The organism is Klebsiella huaxiensis, from assembly GCF_003261575.2.
GTDB classification, from domain to species: domain Bacteria; phylum Pseudomonadota; class Gammaproteobacteria; order Enterobacterales; family Enterobacteriaceae; genus Klebsiella; species Klebsiella huaxiensis.
The window spans coordinates 4,645,186-4,662,257 of record NZ_CP036175.1; the positions used below are offsets into that span (position 1 = coordinate 4,645,186).

The following is a 17,072-nucleotide window of genomic DNA, read 5'->3' on the forward strand; positions in this document are numbered from 1 at the left end:
TAACTGATAACGCTATACTTTAGCCATGAGCACCTGATGCAGCTCGAACAGGTGAGGAGGAATAATGAAAGTAACCGTACTCGGATGCGGTGCACTGGGACAATTATGGCTAACTGCGCTGTACAAACACGGACATGAAGTCCAGGGCTGGTTACGCGTCCCACAGCCATTCTGTAGTGTTAATGTCATTGAAACCGACGGTAGCGTGTTTAATGAATCATTCACCGCTAACGATCCCGATTTTCTCGCCAGCAGCGATCTGCTGCTGGTAACGCTCAAGGCCTGGCAGGTCTCCAATGCGGTGAAAAATCTCAGCGAGATCCTACCCGTCTCAGCACCAATTTTATTAATGCATAACGGTATGGGTACCGTTGATGAGCTTAAGAGCGTCAAACAGCCGCTGCTGATGGCCTCGACCACCCAGGCAGCCCGACGCGATGGCAACGTTATCGTCCACGTTGCCAACGGTACCAGCCATATTGGCCCGGCAAAAGTTTATCCGCAGGACTACAGTCACCTTGCCGATGTCTTACAGGGCGTGCTGCCCGACGTCGCCTGGCATAACAATATTTATCCCGCAACCTGGAGTAAGCTGGCGGTAAATTGCGTCATTAACCCGCTCACGGCGTTAAAAAATTGTCAGAACGGTGAATTACGTAAATATCCGCAAGAGGTCGCCGCTATCTGTTATGAAGTCGCCGCGGTCATGGAACGTGAAGGGATGCATACCTCGCCGGAAAACCTGTTATTCTATATTCATCAGGTCATTGAAAGTACGGCAGAAAATACATCCTCAATGCTGCAGGATATTCTCGCCCAGCGCCATACGGAAATCGATTATATCACCGGTTTTTTACTCAAACGCGCCCGTGCCCACGGCATAGCCGTACCGGAAAATGCCCGCCTATTTGAACAGGTTAAGCGTAAGGAGAATGAATATGAGCGCGTCGGCACTGATTTGCCTCGCCCCTGGTAGCGAAGAGACCGAAGCGGTCACCACCATCGATTTACTCGTTCGCGGCGGCGTAAAAGTCACCACAGCAAGCGTCGCCAGCGATGGTAGCCTGACGATCGTTTGTTCGCGCGGCGTCAAACTGCTGGCAGATGCGCCGCTGGTCGAAGTTGCCGACGGTGATTTTGACATCATTGTTCTGCCTGGCGGGATTAAAGGTGCAGAGTGCTTCCGCGATAGCCCGCTGCTGGTAGAAACGGTACGCCAGTTTCATCTCTCCGGGCGTATTGTCGCGGCGATCTGCGCCGCGGCGGCCACCGTGCTGGTACCGCATAACCTCTTCCCAATCGGCAATATGACCGGTTTTCCTACACTGAAAGAGCAAATCCCCACCGAACAATGGCAAGACAAACGCGTCGTCTGGGACCCGCGGGTTAACCTGCTCACCAGTCAGGGGCCGGGAACATCAATTGATTTCGCACTGAAGATCATTGATTTGCTGGTTGGACGTGAAAAAGCCCATGAAGTCGCATCACAGCTGGTGATGGCCGCGGGCATTTATAACTATTACGAGTAAATGCAAAACGGCAACCCAATCCGGGGTTGCCGTTTTCAATGCTTACGCCTTAGTCAGAAAAATCTACGGGCGATACACTTTAACATTCTCAAAGCCCTGCTCACGCAAATACAGCGCCTGCAGGCGGCTCATGACGCCACGTTCGCACCACAGCAACCAGGTTTTACTCTGGTCGAGATCGCCGAATTTAGTGCTCAACTTGTAGAACGGCAGGGAAACCACATCGATACCCTCTACCTTCAACGGCCTTTCATCCTGCTCATCAACAGAACGAATATCGAGGATAACGTCGTTAGAGCCAAAACCGCTGACGGTTTCCACTTCCACCACGTCCTGCTCGGTCTGCTGGGCAATATCGCGAATATCAATGTTATTCGCTTCCGCCACCACTTTTTCAAGAATGCTGAAATCGAAGTTTTCTTCTTCCGCTTCGATCTTCGCCTTCACCGCTTTCACGGTCGGGCTTTTCGAGATAACGCCGCAGTATTCCGGCATGGTGCGGGCAAAATCTTCGGTACCGATTTCACGCGCCAGGTTAATAATGTGCTCTTTATCGTGCGAAATCAGTGGACGCAGAATCAGCGTATCCGAGACGTTGTCGATTAAACGCAGGTTGGTCAGCGTCTGGCTGGAAACCTGGCCCAATGCTTCGCCAGTGACCAGCGCCTGTACGCCATAGCGCTCAGCAACTTTCGACGCCGCGCGGACCATCATACGTTTGAGCACCACCCCCATCTGGCCGTCGTCAACTTTCTCAAGAATTTCGCCCACCACCGGCTCGAAATTAATCGCCACAAAACGCACACGGTGGGAGCTGCCGAAGCGGTTCCACAGATAATGCGCCACCTGACGTACGCCGATTTCATGCGCAGCGCCGCCGAGATTAAAGAAGCAGTAGTGCACACGGCAGCCACGACGCATCAGCATATAGCTGGATACGCCGGAGTCAAAACCGCCGGAAATCAGCGACAGCACGTCTTCCTGGGTACCGATGGGATAACCACCGATACCTTCATAACGCCCTTTTACCAGCAGCAGACGATCGTTTTCGATCTCCAGGTTCACCGTGACATCGGGGTCAGTCAGCTTTACGCGCGCCGTTTCAATGTGCTGGTTAAGACCACCGCCGACGTAGCGTTCCACTTCGATAGAGGTAAACTCATGCTTACCGCGACGTTTGACGCGCACACAGAAGGTTTTACCTTCCAGCGTTTCACGCCACAGCGGCAGCGTCTGCTCGAAAATATCGTGCAGCGAAGTGAAAGGAACGTCTTCGACTTCCAGAATATGGTGAATACCCGGAATACGCGTCAGCGCATCGCGAATAGCCAGACGCTGATTTTCATCTTTTGCCCGGACTTCGATATGATCCCAATGACGAACGACGGCAAGCGTCTCATCATAGTTTTTGAGAACGTTACGAATGTTCCCGGTTAAGATTTTAATGAAGCGCAATCGCACAGATTGGCTTTTGATGGTGATTTCCGGGAACAATTTAATGATAAACTTCATGGCGACAATAGTTCGTTGGCAAGCCCGACTGGGCTTTGAGCATAAAAAGTTGTACAGGCGCAACCCGCGTCTGCATCCAGGGCGCGGAGTATACCACTATTGGACGCTTTTCACCTGGCATTGCGCGTTATTTGATTAACCGCTCGACTTCGTTACCATATTGATAGCCATCGAGACATAACAAGAGTCTATATTCACTATGCCAAAGAAAAATGAAGCCCCGGCCAGCTTTGAAACCGCCCTGGGCGAGCTGGAGCAAATAGTCACTCGTCTGGAAAGCGGCTCACTACCGTTAGAAGACGCACTCGGCGAATTTGAGCGCGGAATACAGCTGGCCCGCCAGGGGCAGGCAAAACTGCAGCAGGCCGAACAGCGCGTACAAATTTTGCTGGCGGATAGCGAAGACGCGCCGCTTACGCCTTTTACGCCGGACGCTGAATAAATGAACTTTCCGCAACAGCTACAGGCGTGCGTTGAGCAGGCCAATGAAGCGCTGCGCCGCTTTATCGCCCCGCAGCCCTTTCAGAACACTCCGCTGGTCGAAGCGATGCAATACGGTGCATTATTAGGCGGCAAACGCCTGCGTCCATTTCTGGTTTACGCCACTGGCGACATGTTTAGCGTTAGCCGTACCACGCTGGATGCCCCTGCTGCTGCCGTCGAATGTATTCATGCTTACTCACTGATACACGACGACCTGCCGGCCATGGATGATGACGATTTACGCCGCGGCCAGCCGACCTGCCATATTAAATTCGGTGAAGCAAATGCAATTCTTGCCGGGGACGCGCTACAAACGCTGGCGTTTTCTATACTGAGTGATGCACCTATGCCAGAAGTCGCAGACCGCAATCGCCTGGCGATGATTTCTGAACTGGCGCAGGCCAGCGGCATCGCCGGAATGTGCGGCGGCCAGGCGCTGGATCTGGAAGCGGAAGGGCATCAGGTTGACCTGCAGGCTCTGGAACGCATCCATCGCCACAAAACCGGAGCGCTCATTCGCGCAGCCGTACGTATGGGCGCGCTGAGTGCAGGTGAATCGGGACGTAAAGCGCTACCCGCACTCGATCGATACGCAGAAAATATCGGTCTCGCCTTCCAGGTGCAGGATGACATTCTCGACGTGGTAGGGGATACTGCGACCCTTGGCAAACGTCAGGGAGCCGACCAGCAGTTGGGCAAAAGTACCTACCCCGCTCTCCTGGGACTTGAGCAGGCCCGGAAAAAGGCCCATGACCTGATTACCGACGCCCGCCAATCGCTAAATGAGCTGGCCGCGCAATCTCTGGATACTACGGCACTGGAAGCGCTCGCGAATTACATAATTCAGCGTGATAAATAAACAATAAATGAGTCTCTGATGAGTTTTGATATTGCCAAATACCCGACCCTGGCGCTGGTGGATTCCACCCAGGAGTTGCGTTTGTTGCCGAAAGATAGCCTACCGAAACTGTGCGATGAACTGCGCCGTTATCTGTTGGACAGCGTCAGCCGTTCCAGTGGGCATTTTGCTTCTGGTCTCGGCACGGTAGAGTTAACCGTGGCGCTGCACTACGTCTATAACACGCCGTTCGACCGTCTTATCTGGGACGTTGGCCACCAGGCCTACCCGCATAAAATTCTGACCGGTCGCCGTGACAAAATCGGCACTATTCGCCAGAAAGGCGGCCTGCATCCCTTCCCGTGGCGCGGAGAAAGTGAGTATGACGTCCTGAGCGTCGGCCACTCTTCTACCTCTATCTCTGCCGGGATCGGCATCGCTATCGCCGCCGCGAAAGAAGATAAGCAGCGCCGTGCGGTCTGCGTGATCGGCGACGGGGCAATTACCGCCGGGATGGCGTTTGAAGCAATGAACCACGCGGGCGATATCAAACCCGATCTGCTAGTGGTGCTCAACGACAATGAAATGTCGATTTCCGAAAACGTGGGCGCGCTAAACAACCATCTGGCGCAACTGCTTTCTGGAAAGCTCTATTCCACGCTGCGCGAAGGCGGCAAAAAGGTTTTCTCTGGCGTACCGCCGATTAAAGAGCTGCTCAAACGCACCGAGGAACACATCAAAGGGATGGTGGTTCCGGGGACGCTGTTTGAAGAGCTGGGCTTTAACTACATTGGACCGGTGGACGGTCATGATGTTATCGGTCTGGTCAATACGCTGAAGAACATGCGCGACCTCAAGGGGCCGCAGTTCCTGCATATTATGACCAAAAAAGGTCGCGGCTATGAGCCAGCCGAAAAAGACCCGATTACCTTCCATGCGGTGCCTAAATTCGACCACACCAGCGGCGTGCTGCCAAAAAGCAGCGGCGGCCTGCCCTCTTACTCGAAAATCTTTGGCGACTGGCTGTGCGAAACTGCCGCGAAAGATGACAAGCTGATGGCTGTCACGCCAGCAATGCGTGAAGGTTCCGGGATGGTCGAGTTCTCGAAAAAATACCCTGACCAGTATTTCGATGTCGCTATTGCCGAGCAGCACGCGGTGACCTTTGCTGCCGGGCTGGCGATTGGCGGGTATAAACCGGTGGTGGCGATTTACTCTACCTTCCTGCAACGCGCCTATGATCAGGTGATTCACGATGTCGCCATCCAGAAGCTGCCGGTGCTGTTCGCTATCGATCGTGCGGGTATCGTTGGCGCTGACGGTCAGACCCATCAGGGTGCATTCGATATTTCCTTCCTGCGCTGCATTCCGGATATGGTCATTATGACCCCGAGCGACGAGAACGAATGCCGCCAGATGCTGCATACCGGTTATCACTACAACGACGGACCAAGCGCGGTGCGCTATCCGCGCGGCGCTGGTACCGGCGCGGCGTTTGAGCCGCTGACCTTACTGCCTATCGGTAAAGGCGTGGTGAAACGCAAAGGCGAGAAAATCGCGATTCTGAACTTCGGCACGTTGCTACCGCAAGCGGCCAAAGCGGCGGAAAATCTTAACGCCACGCTGGTGGATATGCGCTTTGCTAAGCCGTTGGACGAATCGCTTGTCCTACAGCTTGCCGCAGAACACGACGTGCTGGTCACTCTGGAAGAGAACGCCATTATGGGTGGCGCGGGTAGCGGCGTGAATGAACTACTGATGGCCCGCCGCCGTGTGGTACCGGTGCTGAATCTGGGCCTACCTGATTTCTTTATCCCGCAAGGGACTCAGGAAGAAGTTCATGCCGACCTCGGCCTGGATGCCGCTGGTATAGAAGCCAAAATCAATACCTGGCTAGCATAACCCCCCCTGGTGCTCCTGCTATGCTTAAAGGATACCCTTTAAAGTAGCAGGAGCGCATTATGCATTACATTCCCCTTGGCGATACCGATCTGCGCGTTTCCCGGCTTTGCCTCGGCTGCATGACCTTTGGCGAACCGGATCGCGGCAACCATGCCTGGACCTTACCGGAAGAGAGCAGCCGCCCGCTGATAAAGCACGCTCTGGAAGGCGGTATTAATTTTTTCGACACCTCAAACAACTATTCTGACGGCAGCAGTGAGGAGATCCTCGGCCGCGCGCTGCGTGAGTATGCCCGCCGCGACTCGGTTATCGTTGCTACCAAGGTTTATCATCAGGTGGGCGATCTACCGCAGGGCCTGTCGCGTGCGCAGATTCTGCGTTCCATTGACGATAGCCTGCGCCGCCTCGGCATGGAGTATGTCGATCTGCTGCAAATCCATCGCTGGGATTACAGCACGCCCATTGAAGAGACCCTGGAGGCGCTAAACGACGTGGTTAAAGCGGGTAAGGCTCGATATATCGGCGCGTCGTCGATGCATGCCCGGCAGTTCGCTCAGGCTCTGATGTTGCAGGAGAAAAACAACTGGGCGCGCTTCGTGACCATGCAGGATCACTACAACCTGATTTACCGCGAAGAAGAAAATGAGATGTTGCCGCTGTGCAGCCGCGAAGGCGTCGCAGTGATGCCGTGGAGCCCGCTGGCTCGCGGTCGCCTGACTCGCCCTTGGGGAGAAACTACCGCCCGACTGGTATCGGATGAAGTCGGCAAGGCGCTCTACAACGCAACGGATGAAAATGATGAATTGATTGCCAACAACCTGGCCGAGGTAGCAGAGGAGCTTGACGCCAATCGCGCTCAGGTAGCGCTGGCCTGGCTATTGAGCAAACCTGGCGTGGCTGCGCCAATTATTGGCGCATCAAGGCAGGAGCAAATGGACGAGCTGCTACATGCAGTCGATTTAACGCTCACACCGGAGCAGATTGAAAAGTTGGAGACGCCGTATAAACCGCACCCGATTGTCGGGTTCAAGTAAAGCTCAACGCCCGGCTCTTTCTTCTCCCCGGGGGCGGCGCGTTGCCCGGGCTACGGGTCCTGCGCGATCTGCGGATTAGGTAGCCCGGACAGGTGCGCAGCACCGCCTCCGGGAAGCTGCTGACCTGGAGTTTACTGTGCTTAGAAAAGACCAATCGGCCAGTGGTGACCAATCACGTACAGCACCCCGGCGGAAATCACTCCGGCGACGATATCGTCTACCATGATCCCCATCCCGCCATGAATGTTGCGGTCGAACCAACGGATCGGCCATGGTTTCCACATATCAAAAATACGGAAAATCACAAACCCGGCGGCAATCCACTGCCAGTCCAACGTCGGTATAGCCATCAGGGTTATCCACATCCCGACAAACTCATCCCAGACGATACTGCCGTGATCGTGGGTACCCATATCTTTCGCCGTACGATGGCAGATATAGACGCCGATGCAAATGCCCATCATCACCACCAGCGAGTACAGCTGCCAGGGAAGAAAGGTCATCAGATACCAGAACGGAATCGACGCCAGCGACCCCATTGTTCCCGGCACCACGGGGCTTAGCCCGCTACCGAAGCCGGTAGCCAGAAGATGCCAGGGGTTGCTCATCTTCAGGCGGCTTTTCGCCACATCTCTACTACGTGCCAAAATGATCGTATCCCTTAAAATCGAGCGTGACAGGCTTGCCTTCGCGGATGAATTGCAGGCCTTCCGATTCAGGGAGAATCTGGCCAATACAGGTGAAACGTGCGCCGAGATTGGCGAGGGCGACGTCAAGCGCCCCGCGATTGAGTTCCGGCACGGTAAAGCACAGTTCATAATCTTCGCCGCCGGAGAGAGCCCAACGCAACGCCTGTTCCGTTTCAACCTGACGCAGCATTGCCTCCGAGAACGGCATCGCGTCGAGATCGACGCGCGCACCGCAGCCGCTGGCGTTAAGAATATGACCCAGATCGGAAATCAAGCCATCGGAGAGATCGATAGCCGAGGTTGCCAGATCGCGCAGCGCTTGCCCCTGCAGAACGCGCGGCAGCGGACGCAGGTGGCGTGCCAGCAGGTAATCAGCATCGGGCGCATCTTCAACCTGAAGCCGGTCCTGCAAGATCGCCAGTCCCGCAGCGCTGTCACCCGGTGTTCCGGTGACGTAAATCCAGTCGCCAGGCTTCGCTCCAGAGCGCTTCAGCCCGCGCCCTGTCGGCACAAAGCCGTGGATACCCAGCGTCATCGACAACGGCCCCCGGGTGGTATCGCCGCCAATCAACTGCATATCGTAATAGTTGAGCTGGACAAACAGGCTATCGCTAAAGGCTTCAAGCCACGCTTCGTCTGCTTCCGGAAGGGTCAGGGCCAGCGTTAACCACGCCGGTTCAGCGCCCATTGCCGCAAGGTCGCTCAGATTCACCGCCAGTGCTTTATAAGCGAGGTCAGCAGGGTCGATGTCAGGTAAAAAATGGTTTCCCGCCACCAGGGTGTCGGTGCTGATTGCCAGCGTTTTTTTCTCGGGGATATTCAGGAGCGCGCAGTCGTCGCCAATGCCGGTTTCAACATCGAGACGAGCGCTTTTAACACGATCAAAATAACGGGCAATCAGGGAAAACTCGCCGCATGCCATACGTTATGCCTCAGCAAAAGAAAAGAATAAGGCCGGATTTGCAGGAAAGATAATCTGCGAATCCGGCCCTGGAGTTTACTTTTTGTTGGGACGAATTACCGGGGCTGCTTTGTCCAGCACGCCGTTGACAAACTTGTGGCTATCTTCAGCGCCAAAGGTTTTCGCCAGTTCAATGGCTTCGTTAATCGCAACTTTGTACGGGACATCGCTACGCTTTGACAGCTCAAACAGCGCAATTCGCAGTACCGCTTTTTCCACCTGACCCAGCTCTTCCAGCAGGCGGGACAGGTACGGCTTCATCAAGCCGTCGAGGTACGCGCTGTTAGTCGCCACTCCGGTCAGCAGTTCACGGAAATACAGAACGTCAACATCTTTCACATCCTGTTCCGCCAGGAACTGGTATTCGACATCAGCGATGTCGTTTTTGGACAACTGCCAGGAGTAAAGCGCCTGGACAGCACACTCACGGGCGCGGCGACGAGCAGCAGGTTTCACGGAATTCCCCTTACAAAAATCAGGCCTTGATGGCTTTCAATACGTTAATCATTTCCAGCGCAGTCAGCGCTGCTTCAGCGCCTTTGTTACCGGCTTTGGTACCAGCACGCTCGATGGCTTGTTCAATACTTTCAGTGGTCAGAACACCGAAGGCTACCGGGATCCCGCTGTCCTGAGCGACATGCGCCAGGCCATTGCTTGCTCCGCCAGCCACATATTCAAAGTGCGCAGTGCCGCCACGGATAACGGTACCCAGCGCGATCACCGCGTCATATTTACCGGTTTTCGCCAGTGCGTCAGTCGCCAGCGGCAGCTCATACGCACCAGGAACCCAAACAACGGTAATGTTTTCATCTTTGACCTGGCCAATGCGTTTCAGGGCGTCAATCGCACCTTCCAGCAGGCTGTCATTGATAAAGTTGTTGAAACGCGCAATGGTGATGGCGACGCGGGCGTCCGGGGTAGCAACGTTAGCTTCAATAATGTTCATACTCTTCCTTCGGGTTCATTTGGCCCCGCAAGGGGGGCGGATTCTATCATATTAATCGGCGCACTGCTTTCCCTTTTGACCGGGGAAATCAAGCGTTCATTAAATGCAGGCAAATATCCGGGCCTGCATGACGTATCTCGTTGAATTTAAAATGGGGTGCTTGCTCGAGTTTCTCAAGCCCCGGCAGCGCACATAATCCGCGTGCATCGGTGCCTAACAGTTTAGGCGCAATGTAGACGATAAGCTCGTCCACCAACCCGGCCTGCAACAGCGCACCAGCAAGCGTTGGCCCCGCTTCGACCCAAATACTATTAATTTGCTGTTTACCCAGTTGCATCATCAGCACCACCAGATCAAGATGGCCGTTATGCTCGGGAACCAGCAGGCTGCGCACGTTTTCCGGCCACTGACGAGCATCTTCGTGAGTGCGGGCAAACAGCGTCTCACCCGCCTGCTGCACGATACGATGCTGCGGGGTCACGCGGTTCTGACTATCGATAACGATCCGTAAAGGCTGGCGTAGGTTTTCTCGCGGATACAATGCCTGGGTGTCGGCATTGAGCTCGTCCCAGCGCACGGTTAGCGCCGGATCGTCAGTCAGTACCGTCGCGCTGCTGGTAAGGATAGCGTGGCTCTGCGCACGTAGACGCTGAACATCGCGTCGCGCCTGTGGAGAGGTTATCCACTGGCTCTCTCCGCTGGCCATCGCCGTGCGGCCATCCAGCGACGCGCCCATTTTAAGCTGGATATAAGGAAATCCGGTACGCATCCGTTTGAGAAAACCTTTATTCAGCGCTTCGGCCTCGTTCATCATCAGCCCGTGGCTGACGTCGATGCCTTCCTGCTGCAGGCGGTACAGACCGCGCCCCGCCACCTGCGGATTCGGGTCCTGCATTGCGGCAACCACACGAGAAACGCCCGCGGCAATCAGCGCTTCGCAGCACGGCGGCGTACGCCCATGATGGCTGCAGGGCTCCAGCGTGACGTAAGCCGTCGCGCCTTTAGCTTTTTCACCAGCCATACGCAGCGCGTGGACTTCAGCGTGAGGTTCGCCAGCACGGTAGTGAAAACCTTCACCGACGATCTCGCCATCTTTGACGATCACGCAGCCGACATTCGGGTTGGGGTGAGTGGTGAAGCGTCCGCGCGCGGCCAGCTTGAGCGCTCGCGCCATGTACATTTCGTCCAGCATAGTTTAATCCTGTAGGCGGGCGATCTCTTCGCCGAACTCTTTGATATCTTCAAAGCTGCGATAGACGGAAGCAAAGCGGATATAGGCCACTTTATCGAGCTTTTTCAGCTGCTCCATCACCAGGTTGCCGATCATTTTGCTCGGTACTTCGCGCTCGCCGGTCCCGCGCAGATGCGTTTTAATGTGGTTAACAGCCATTTCCACGTCGTCAGAGCTGACTGGACGTTTCTCCAGGGCTTTCAACATTCCGCTCCGCAGTTTTTCTTCATTGAAGGGTTCACGCACATCGTTGCTTTTTACGACCCGCGGCATCACCAGCTCCGCCACTTCAAACGTCGTAAAACGCTCATTACAGACCAGACACTGGCGACGGCGGCGCACGGAAGAGCCCTCGCCCACCAGACGAGAGTCGATAACTTTGGTATCTACGGCGAAACAGAAAGGGCAATGCATAGCGCGTCCTGACATGTAATTAAACTAACAGGTAGTTTACCGCGAAGTGACGAGACAACAAAGGAAGAGCTTTTGAGATAAAGGATCTATAGTGCGCTTACCCGAACAGTCTACCATTAAGCATCCTCTGTTAACGGAATCCCAACCATGACAAGACGTTATTTAAAACTGGCCATTATGGGTAGCCTTTTCACCCTCAGCGCCTGTGCACAGCAAAGCGAAGTCCGCCAGATGAACCAGAGCGTGAGTACGTTGAGCAAGGAAATGACTCAGCTCAATCAGCAAACGGTAAAAATTACTCAGCAAAACGTCCTGAATGCAAAATCGACCCGTGGCGTTTATCTGCTGCCGGACGCAAAAACGCCAGCGCGATTGAACAGCCAGATCGGTACGCTGCGCATGTCGCTGCTCAATATCACGCCTGATGGTGACGGTACCAGGCTGACGCTGCGCGTTCAGGGCGAATCTAACGATCCGCTGCCGGCATTTAGCGCAACCGTAGCTTCAGGACAAATCAGCGGTACGACTGAGAATTATCAGGAAGTGAACGTGCAGGATCAGCTGATTAGCGCCCCGGCAAGCACGCTGGCACCGAGCGATGTCGATATTCCACTGCGCCTCAATGGCGTCACGCCGAAACAAGTCGGTTTTGTCCGTATCCACGATATTCAGCCTGCCAACATGCAGTAACACCTTCCGCCGGATGCCATAAACATCCGGCATTTCCCCGCATTGAAAATCCATTTACAGATTTCCCGATCGGTTCACTAAAAATTGACAGCATTTATGAATTTCAGTGGCATTTTGTCAAGAAATGCATAAAATCGTGAACGCAATCGATTACGCGCATGTTCGTTATGTGAAACAACACATATTTTTGTGAGCAATGATTCCTATAATAGACGCCACAGAAATACGAAATATTTAGAAACGCTTCGGCGATTCTTTTAACGCCTTCAGGCTTAATTTAAACAGTGGCATCATTATGAAAAAAACATTACTGGCAGCGGGCGCCGCTTTTGCGCTCTCCGCATCTTTCTCTGTCAGCGCGGCAGAAAACGACAAACCGCAGTATCTGTCTGATTGGTGGCACCAGAGTGTAAACGTGGTGGGTAGCTATCACACCCGTTTTGGGCCGCAGATCCGTAACGATACCTATCTGGAATATGAAGCGTTCGCCAAGAAAGACTGGTTTGATTTCTATGGCTATATGGATGCGCCGGTCTTCTTCGGTGGTAACACCGACGCAAAAGGTATCTGGAACCACGGTTCGCCGCTGTTTATGGAAATTGAACCACGCTTCTCTATCGACAAACTGACCGGTACTGACCTCAGCTTCGGTCCGTTCAAAGAGTGGTATTTCGCTAACAACTACATCTACGATATGGGCCGTAATAAGTCTGGTCGTCAGAGCACCTGGTATATGGGTCTGGGTACCGATATCGACACCGGTCTGCCGATGAGTCTCTCCCTGAACGTGTACGCTAAATACCAGTGGCAAAACTACGAAGCATCGAACGAAAACGAATGGGACGGTTACCGTTTCAAAGTGAAATACTTTGTACCGCTGACCGATCTGTGGGGCGGTTCACTGAGCTATATCGGCTTCACCAACTTTGACTGGGGTTCCGATCTGGGCGATGACAACTTCTATGATATGAACGGCAAGCATGCGCGCACCAGCAACTCCATCGCTTCCAGCCATATTCTGGCCCTGAACTACGATCACTGGCACTACTCTGTCGTGGCGCGTTACTGGCACAATGGCGGCCAGTGGGCGGACGACGCTAAGCTGAACTTCGGCAACGGCGACTTTAACGTCCGTTCTACCGGCTGGGGTGGTTACCTCGTAGTCGGTTACAACTTCTAATCTGCTCTGTTTTCCCCGGCGTCTGCGCCGGGGATACCTCATCTTTAACGATCTTCGCATCTCACCTTGCGCATAAAATCACTCAATGAACGATCGGCTCGTTCGCTGAAATGACGCCCGGTCACAACAATATCCAGGCAACGATCAAGGCGGAAGCAGCGATAATCTTCACGCAGCTCGCACCAGGTTACCAGCAGCCAGCGCTCGCCCCAGAAAAAAAGCCCCAGCGGCAACACTTCACGCTGCGAAACGTTTCCAGCTTCATCCCGATAGTTTAGCGCCAGCGCCTGCTGTCCAGAGACCGCCCGATGAACTAAATCAAACTGGTCTTTAGTGTAGCCCTGAGCGCCAAAATCCGGAGCAAACAAGCGCGACTGTTCCGCCTTGCGCCGACTCTCCTCGGGCAAAATCGCCAGCACTTTTTCCTGCGCCGACTCCAGCGCTTGAGACAACGACGCGCCGCCCCAGGTCTGCAGCATCCGAATCGCCGCCACCAGCGCTTCGGACTCCTGGGTCGTCAGCATCAGCGGCGGTAAATCGTAGCCCGCCAGTAGTCGGTAACCGCTTCCTGCCTCCCCCTCCACCGGCACGCCAGAGAGCGACAGATCGCGAATATCACGGTAAATCGTGCGCTCCGACACACCAAGCCGCTCGGCCAGCAGTCCGGCAGTAGTTAACCTTCTCCCCCGCAGGATCTGGACGATTTGAAAAAGGCGGTCGGCGCGTCGGCTCATTTTTGTTATCTCATTTACGCTGGTTGGTGAAGACCTATCCGATTACCCTCGCTATCGATAAACAGGGCAATAGTGCCGATATCATCCGCCAGCTCAAGCGGGCCAAAAACGCAGCTTCCGCCCGCCGAATTTACACGATCGAGCGTAGCCGCCAGATTGTCAGTATGTAGATAGATAATGCATCCCTGATCGGAAGGCTTAACGCCGTCGAACTTTGCCAGCGCACCGCCAGGAGCAGGATCCTGATAAGGAAATACCGCCATTTCAGCACAGTCCATATTCTCCCGCTTCAGCGTTACCTGCATCACTGGCTCGTAAAACGCCACGGCACGATCCATATCCGCGACCGGAATTTCAAACCAGTTAATCACGTTGTTCATACATCCTCCTGTCCATTGTTTGGGTTCAGGAGGAGTGTATGACAGGGCTACTGACAGCATTATGTCAGTATGGTGTGCAAACCAGCGCACAATCGGGGTTTAACAGCCACGGACGCAGGTATCCCACGGTGTTGGAAAATGGCAGCACTTCTTCAGGAAGCGAGATACCCAAATGCTCGCGAATATACGTCCGGCGGGCGACCACTCGTTGCCAAAGCTCGGGGTAGTTCTGCGCCAGCACCTGACGCAGTGCGCTATCTGCAAGCGCCACGGTATCTTCAATGCTTGCGCCACCATAGCCCGCCCGGGAAGGAATGATGTCAATTTGCAGTATCATTCCACTCTGTAAGCATGCCGTTGAATTGGGTCCAATAGGCGAGCACAGCCACTCTTCATCAGCGACCAGGTGTCCTGGGTTCAAATGCCAGTGATACTCCGCCTTCGGCAACACTTGCTCGATTAGCGCATACATATCGCCACCACGCATGCCGATACGCAGATTTTCCAGCCAGGTAACCACCGCATTAAAATAGGGCTTCGCCACCACCTCGAGATAATCCGCTACTTCGGGCGCAAGTTCGCTCTCATCCGCCACCACATAGGCAGCACGGCTACTTAGCCCGCCTTTGAAGCTGGTGGTCAGCGAGAACTTATCCCCATGCTGAATAACCTTGTCACTGGGATAAAGATTCGCGTGAGCAAAGCGATCGCCGGTAGCAGCAATCATCACCACGCTATTAGGCTGGCCTTCCGCCGCCAGCAGCGCGCCAATTTGCTTTTCCTTTTTTCCTGGTGCAATAGCGTTAAGGGCGGTCAGAACAGCAGTTGAGGCCAGGTTGGCACCATACTCATAGTGCGCCAGCTCATTGGCATTATTGGTGATTCTCGCCCCGCTTGCCGGGTTGATAAAAATGCCGGTGGCATTGGTTAATCTCGCCTGCGGCCCGGCAGCCTGGCGAATGGCATCAACGATAAAAGCGGGTAGATCAAACATCTGCGAACGGTCGTCAGCTACACCCGTGAATAATTTCCAACCGGCCAGCCCGATCCTCTTTTCCGCTATTACTCCCGCATCCTGCAGCAACTGCGTCAGCGTTTTGCTAGTTTCCATCGGCTGGTTCGGCAACGAAAACCACGGCGCGTGGATGACCCGATTATCCAACCGGGCATAGCCTGCAAGCTTAAGATTTTCGTTACCCAACACCAGCACCGCCTCACCATCCTGATGCAGTACCAGCAGCGCCTCTTCAAAACGGGGAATAAAGCCCGTGAGATACTCGAAATTGCCGCCATGCTCTTTATCGGCATACACAATAAGCGTGTCTAACGCTTGCTGACGCATATTCGCCAGCACCTTAGCCCTGCGTTGACGCAAAGTCTCATCGTTGAGAGTAACGGAAGGCACATCGTGCCAGAGGGTAGGTTGAGCAACGGGGGAAAGAGTTACGACAGCCATTGGCAATTCTCCATGTCATTTCACGCTGATACTGGAGAGTAACCAAAATCCGGCCAACTGTAATAAAAAAATCCCGGCCTTGCGACCGGGATTCGTTTATCAACGTACAATTGCCTTACGGCAGAATTGACGGCTGATCTGCCCCTTCTTTCTCGACTTTCTGCTGCAGCATGTGCTCGCGCTTCATGCCCAGCTTCAGCGCCAGTGCGGACGCCACGTAGATAGAAGAAGCCGTACCAATGGAGACACCAATCAACATGGTCAGCGAGAAGCCTTCCAGAATCGGGCCACCAAAGAGATACAGCATCAGGATAACCATTAAGGTGGTCCCGGATGTGATCAAGGTACGGTGCAACGTCTGCGTCAATGACACGTTGAAGATTTCGTACGGCGTACCGCGGCGAATCTTACGGAAGTTTTCACGAATACGGTCAGATACCACAATGCTATCGTTTAGCGAGTAACCGATAACCGACATCAACGATGCCACGATGGTCAGGTCAATCTCGATATGCAGCAGCGACAGCACGCCCATGGTAATCACCACGTCGTGCGCCAGCGAGATAACAACCCCGGCCGCCAGACGCCATTCAAAACGGATACCGACGTAGATCAGGATACACACCAGCGCCGCTATCAGCGCCAGCGCACCGGTCTGCGCAAGGTCGGCCCCGACGCTTGGCCCGACGAATTCAATTCGTTTGACCGTCGCGCTCTGGCTGGTCGATTCGTTAATCACGTTAACGACCTTGCTACCCAGTTCCTGGCTGCCGTTAGCATCATGCACCGGCGGCATACGCACCATGATGTCGCGGCTGCTGCCAAAGTTCTGCAACTGCGGCTCTTCAAAACCCGCCTTTTGCAGCGATACTCGCACCTGGTCCATATCGACAGGTTTTTCCAGGGTAATCTCAATCACCGTACCGCCGGTGAAATCCAGACCCCAGTTAAACCCGCGCACGCCAATAATGGCGATGGACAAAATCAGCAAAAAACCTGAAATGCCAAAGGCCCAGTAGTCCCAGCGCATAAAGTCCCAGACTTTACGGCCGTGGTTCAATTGTTCAACAGTATATTCCTGTGCCACAACGCA

Annotated in this window: 19 protein-coding genes; 8 read left to right on the plus strand and 11 right to left on the minus strand. The window is 54.3% G+C overall.

Going from position 1 to position 17,072, the window contains the following annotated elements; genetic code table 11:
• The first annotated feature begins 64 nt into the window (after window positions 1-64).
• Window positions 65-976 (plus strand): 2-dehydropantoate 2-reductase, encoded by a 912-nt coding sequence (gene panE, locus DA718_RS22245; protein WP_110273764.1) that lies wholly within the window; start codon window positions 65-67, stop codon window positions 974-976.
• The gene (yajL, locus tag DA718_RS22250) at window positions 939-1,529 is read left to right on the plus strand and encodes a protein deglycase YajL (RefSeq protein WP_110273765.1); all 591 of its coding nucleotides are present in this window, start codon (window positions 939-941) and stop codon (window positions 1,527-1,529) included. Before panE ends, yajL begins: the two co-directional genes overlap by 38 nt.
• A gap of 63 nt (window positions 1,530-1,592) precedes the next feature.
• Here the strand turns inward: yajL and thiI are convergent, their stop codons facing one another.
• Window positions 1,593-3,041, minus strand: coding sequence for a tRNA uracil 4-sulfurtransferase ThiI (thiI, locus tag DA718_RS22255; protein ID WP_110273766.1), 1,449 nt, complete (start codon window positions 3,039-3,041; stop codon window positions 1,593-1,595).
• Window positions 3,042-3,240: 199 nt separating this feature from the next.
• Between thiI and xseB the strand changes: the two genes are divergently transcribed.
• The 4 genes from xseB to DA718_RS22275 are packed head-to-tail and all read left to right on the plus strand — an operon-like array spanning window position 3,241 to window position 7,298.
• Window positions 3,241-3,483, plus strand: a complete 243-nt coding sequence (gene xseB / locus DA718_RS22260; protein WP_110273767.1) for an exodeoxyribonuclease VII small subunit — start codon at window positions 3,241-3,243, stop codon at window positions 3,481-3,483.
• On the plus strand, window positions 3,484-4,383 hold the full coding sequence (ispA, locus tag DA718_RS22265; RefSeq protein WP_112214127.1) for a (2E,6E)-farnesyl diphosphate synthase: 900 nt from the start codon (window positions 3,484-3,486) through the stop codon (window positions 4,381-4,383).
• 18 nt (window positions 4,384-4,401) lie between these two features.
• Window positions 4,402-6,264: a 1-deoxy-D-xylulose-5-phosphate synthase gene (dxs, locus tag DA718_RS22270; protein ID WP_112214126.1), complete on the plus strand. Its 1,863-nt coding sequence runs from the start codon at window positions 4,402-4,404 to the stop codon at window positions 6,262-6,264.
• Between the two features lie 59 nt (window positions 6,265-6,323).
• Window positions 6,324-7,298, plus strand: coding sequence for an aldo/keto reductase (locus DA718_RS22275; RefSeq protein WP_112214125.1), 975 nt, complete (start codon window positions 6,324-6,326; stop codon window positions 7,296-7,298).
• A 140-nt stretch (window positions 7,299-7,438) separates the two neighbouring features.
• Here DA718_RS22275 and pgpA read toward each other — a convergent pair whose 3' ends face one another.
• The 6 genes from pgpA to nrdR all read right to left on the minus strand — a co-directional run bounded on the left by pgpA (window position 7,439) and on the right by nrdR (window position 11,539).
• Entirely contained in the window at window positions 7,439-7,906 is a 468-nt protein-coding gene (gene pgpA, locus DA718_RS22280) for a phosphatidylglycerophosphatase A (protein WP_267285576.1), read from the minus strand.
• 28 nt (window positions 7,907-7,934) lie between these two features.
• Entirely contained in the window at window positions 7,935-8,909 is a 975-nt protein-coding gene (gene thiL / locus DA718_RS22285) for a thiamine-phosphate kinase (RefSeq protein WP_112214123.1), read from the minus strand.
• A 75-nt stretch (window positions 8,910-8,984) separates the two neighbouring features.
• A complete protein-coding gene (gene nusB, locus DA718_RS22290) occupies window positions 8,985-9,404 on the minus strand; it encodes a transcription antitermination factor NusB (RefSeq protein ID WP_110273773.1) in 420 nt (139 codons plus the stop codon).
• A gap of 19 nt (window positions 9,405-9,423) precedes the next feature.
• Window positions 9,424-9,894, minus strand: coding sequence for a 6,7-dimethyl-8-ribityllumazine synthase (ribH, locus tag DA718_RS22295; RefSeq protein ID WP_110273774.1), 471 nt, complete (start codon window positions 9,892-9,894; stop codon window positions 9,424-9,426).
• Window positions 9,895-9,982: 88 nt separating this feature from the next.
• The gene (gene ribD / locus DA718_RS22300) at window positions 9,983-11,086 is read right to left on the minus strand and encodes a bifunctional diaminohydroxyphosphoribosylaminopyrimidine deaminase/5-amino-6-(5-phosphoribosylamino)uracil reductase RibD (protein ID WP_112214122.1); all 1,104 of its coding nucleotides are present in this window, start codon (window positions 11,084-11,086) and stop codon (window positions 9,983-9,985) included.
• Between the two features lie 3 nt (window positions 11,087-11,089).
• Window positions 11,090-11,539, minus strand: coding sequence for a transcriptional regulator NrdR (gene nrdR, locus DA718_RS22305; protein ID WP_110273776.1), 450 nt, complete (start codon window positions 11,537-11,539; stop codon window positions 11,090-11,092).
• 147 nt (window positions 11,540-11,686) lie between these two features.
• Here nrdR and DA718_RS22310 point away from each other — a divergent pair, with 147 nt between their 5' ends.
• Together DA718_RS22310 and DA718_RS22315 are read left to right on the plus strand one after the other, a co-directional pair.
• Complete coding sequence (locus DA718_RS22310) at window positions 11,687-12,229, plus strand: SadB/YajI family lipoprotein (RefSeq protein WP_112214121.1); 543 nt, start codon at window positions 11,687-11,689, stop codon at window positions 12,227-12,229.
• Between the two features lie 295 nt (window positions 12,230-12,524).
• Window positions 12,525-13,409: a nucleoside-specific channel-forming protein Tsx gene (locus DA718_RS22315; protein WP_112214120.1), complete on the plus strand. Its 885-nt coding sequence runs from the start codon at window positions 12,525-12,527 to the stop codon at window positions 13,407-13,409.
• Window positions 13,410-13,453: 44 nt separating this feature from the next.
• Here the strand turns inward: DA718_RS22315 and DA718_RS22320 are convergent, their stop codons facing one another.
• The 4 genes from DA718_RS22320 to secF all read right to left on the minus strand — a co-directional run bounded on the left by DA718_RS22320 (window position 13,454) and on the right by secF (window position 17,066).
• Complete coding sequence (locus DA718_RS22320; protein WP_112214119.1) at window positions 13,454-14,143, minus strand: helix-turn-helix transcriptional regulator; 690 nt, start codon at window positions 14,141-14,143, stop codon at window positions 13,454-13,456.
• Between the two features lie 14 nt (window positions 14,144-14,157).
• Window positions 14,158-14,523 (minus strand): VOC family protein, encoded by a 366-nt coding sequence (locus DA718_RS22325; protein ID WP_112214118.1) that lies wholly within the window; start codon window positions 14,521-14,523, stop codon window positions 14,158-14,160.
• Between the two features lie 64 nt (window positions 14,524-14,587).
• On the minus strand, window positions 14,588-15,979 hold the full coding sequence (locus DA718_RS22330; protein WP_112214117.1) for a M24 family metallopeptidase: 1,392 nt from the start codon (window positions 15,977-15,979) through the stop codon (window positions 14,588-14,590).
• 115 nt (window positions 15,980-16,094) lie between these two features.
• Entirely contained in the window at window positions 16,095-17,066 is a 972-nt protein-coding gene (gene secF, locus DA718_RS22335) for a protein translocase subunit SecF (RefSeq protein ID WP_112214116.1), read from the minus strand.
• Window positions 17,067-17,072: the final 6 nt, after the last annotated feature.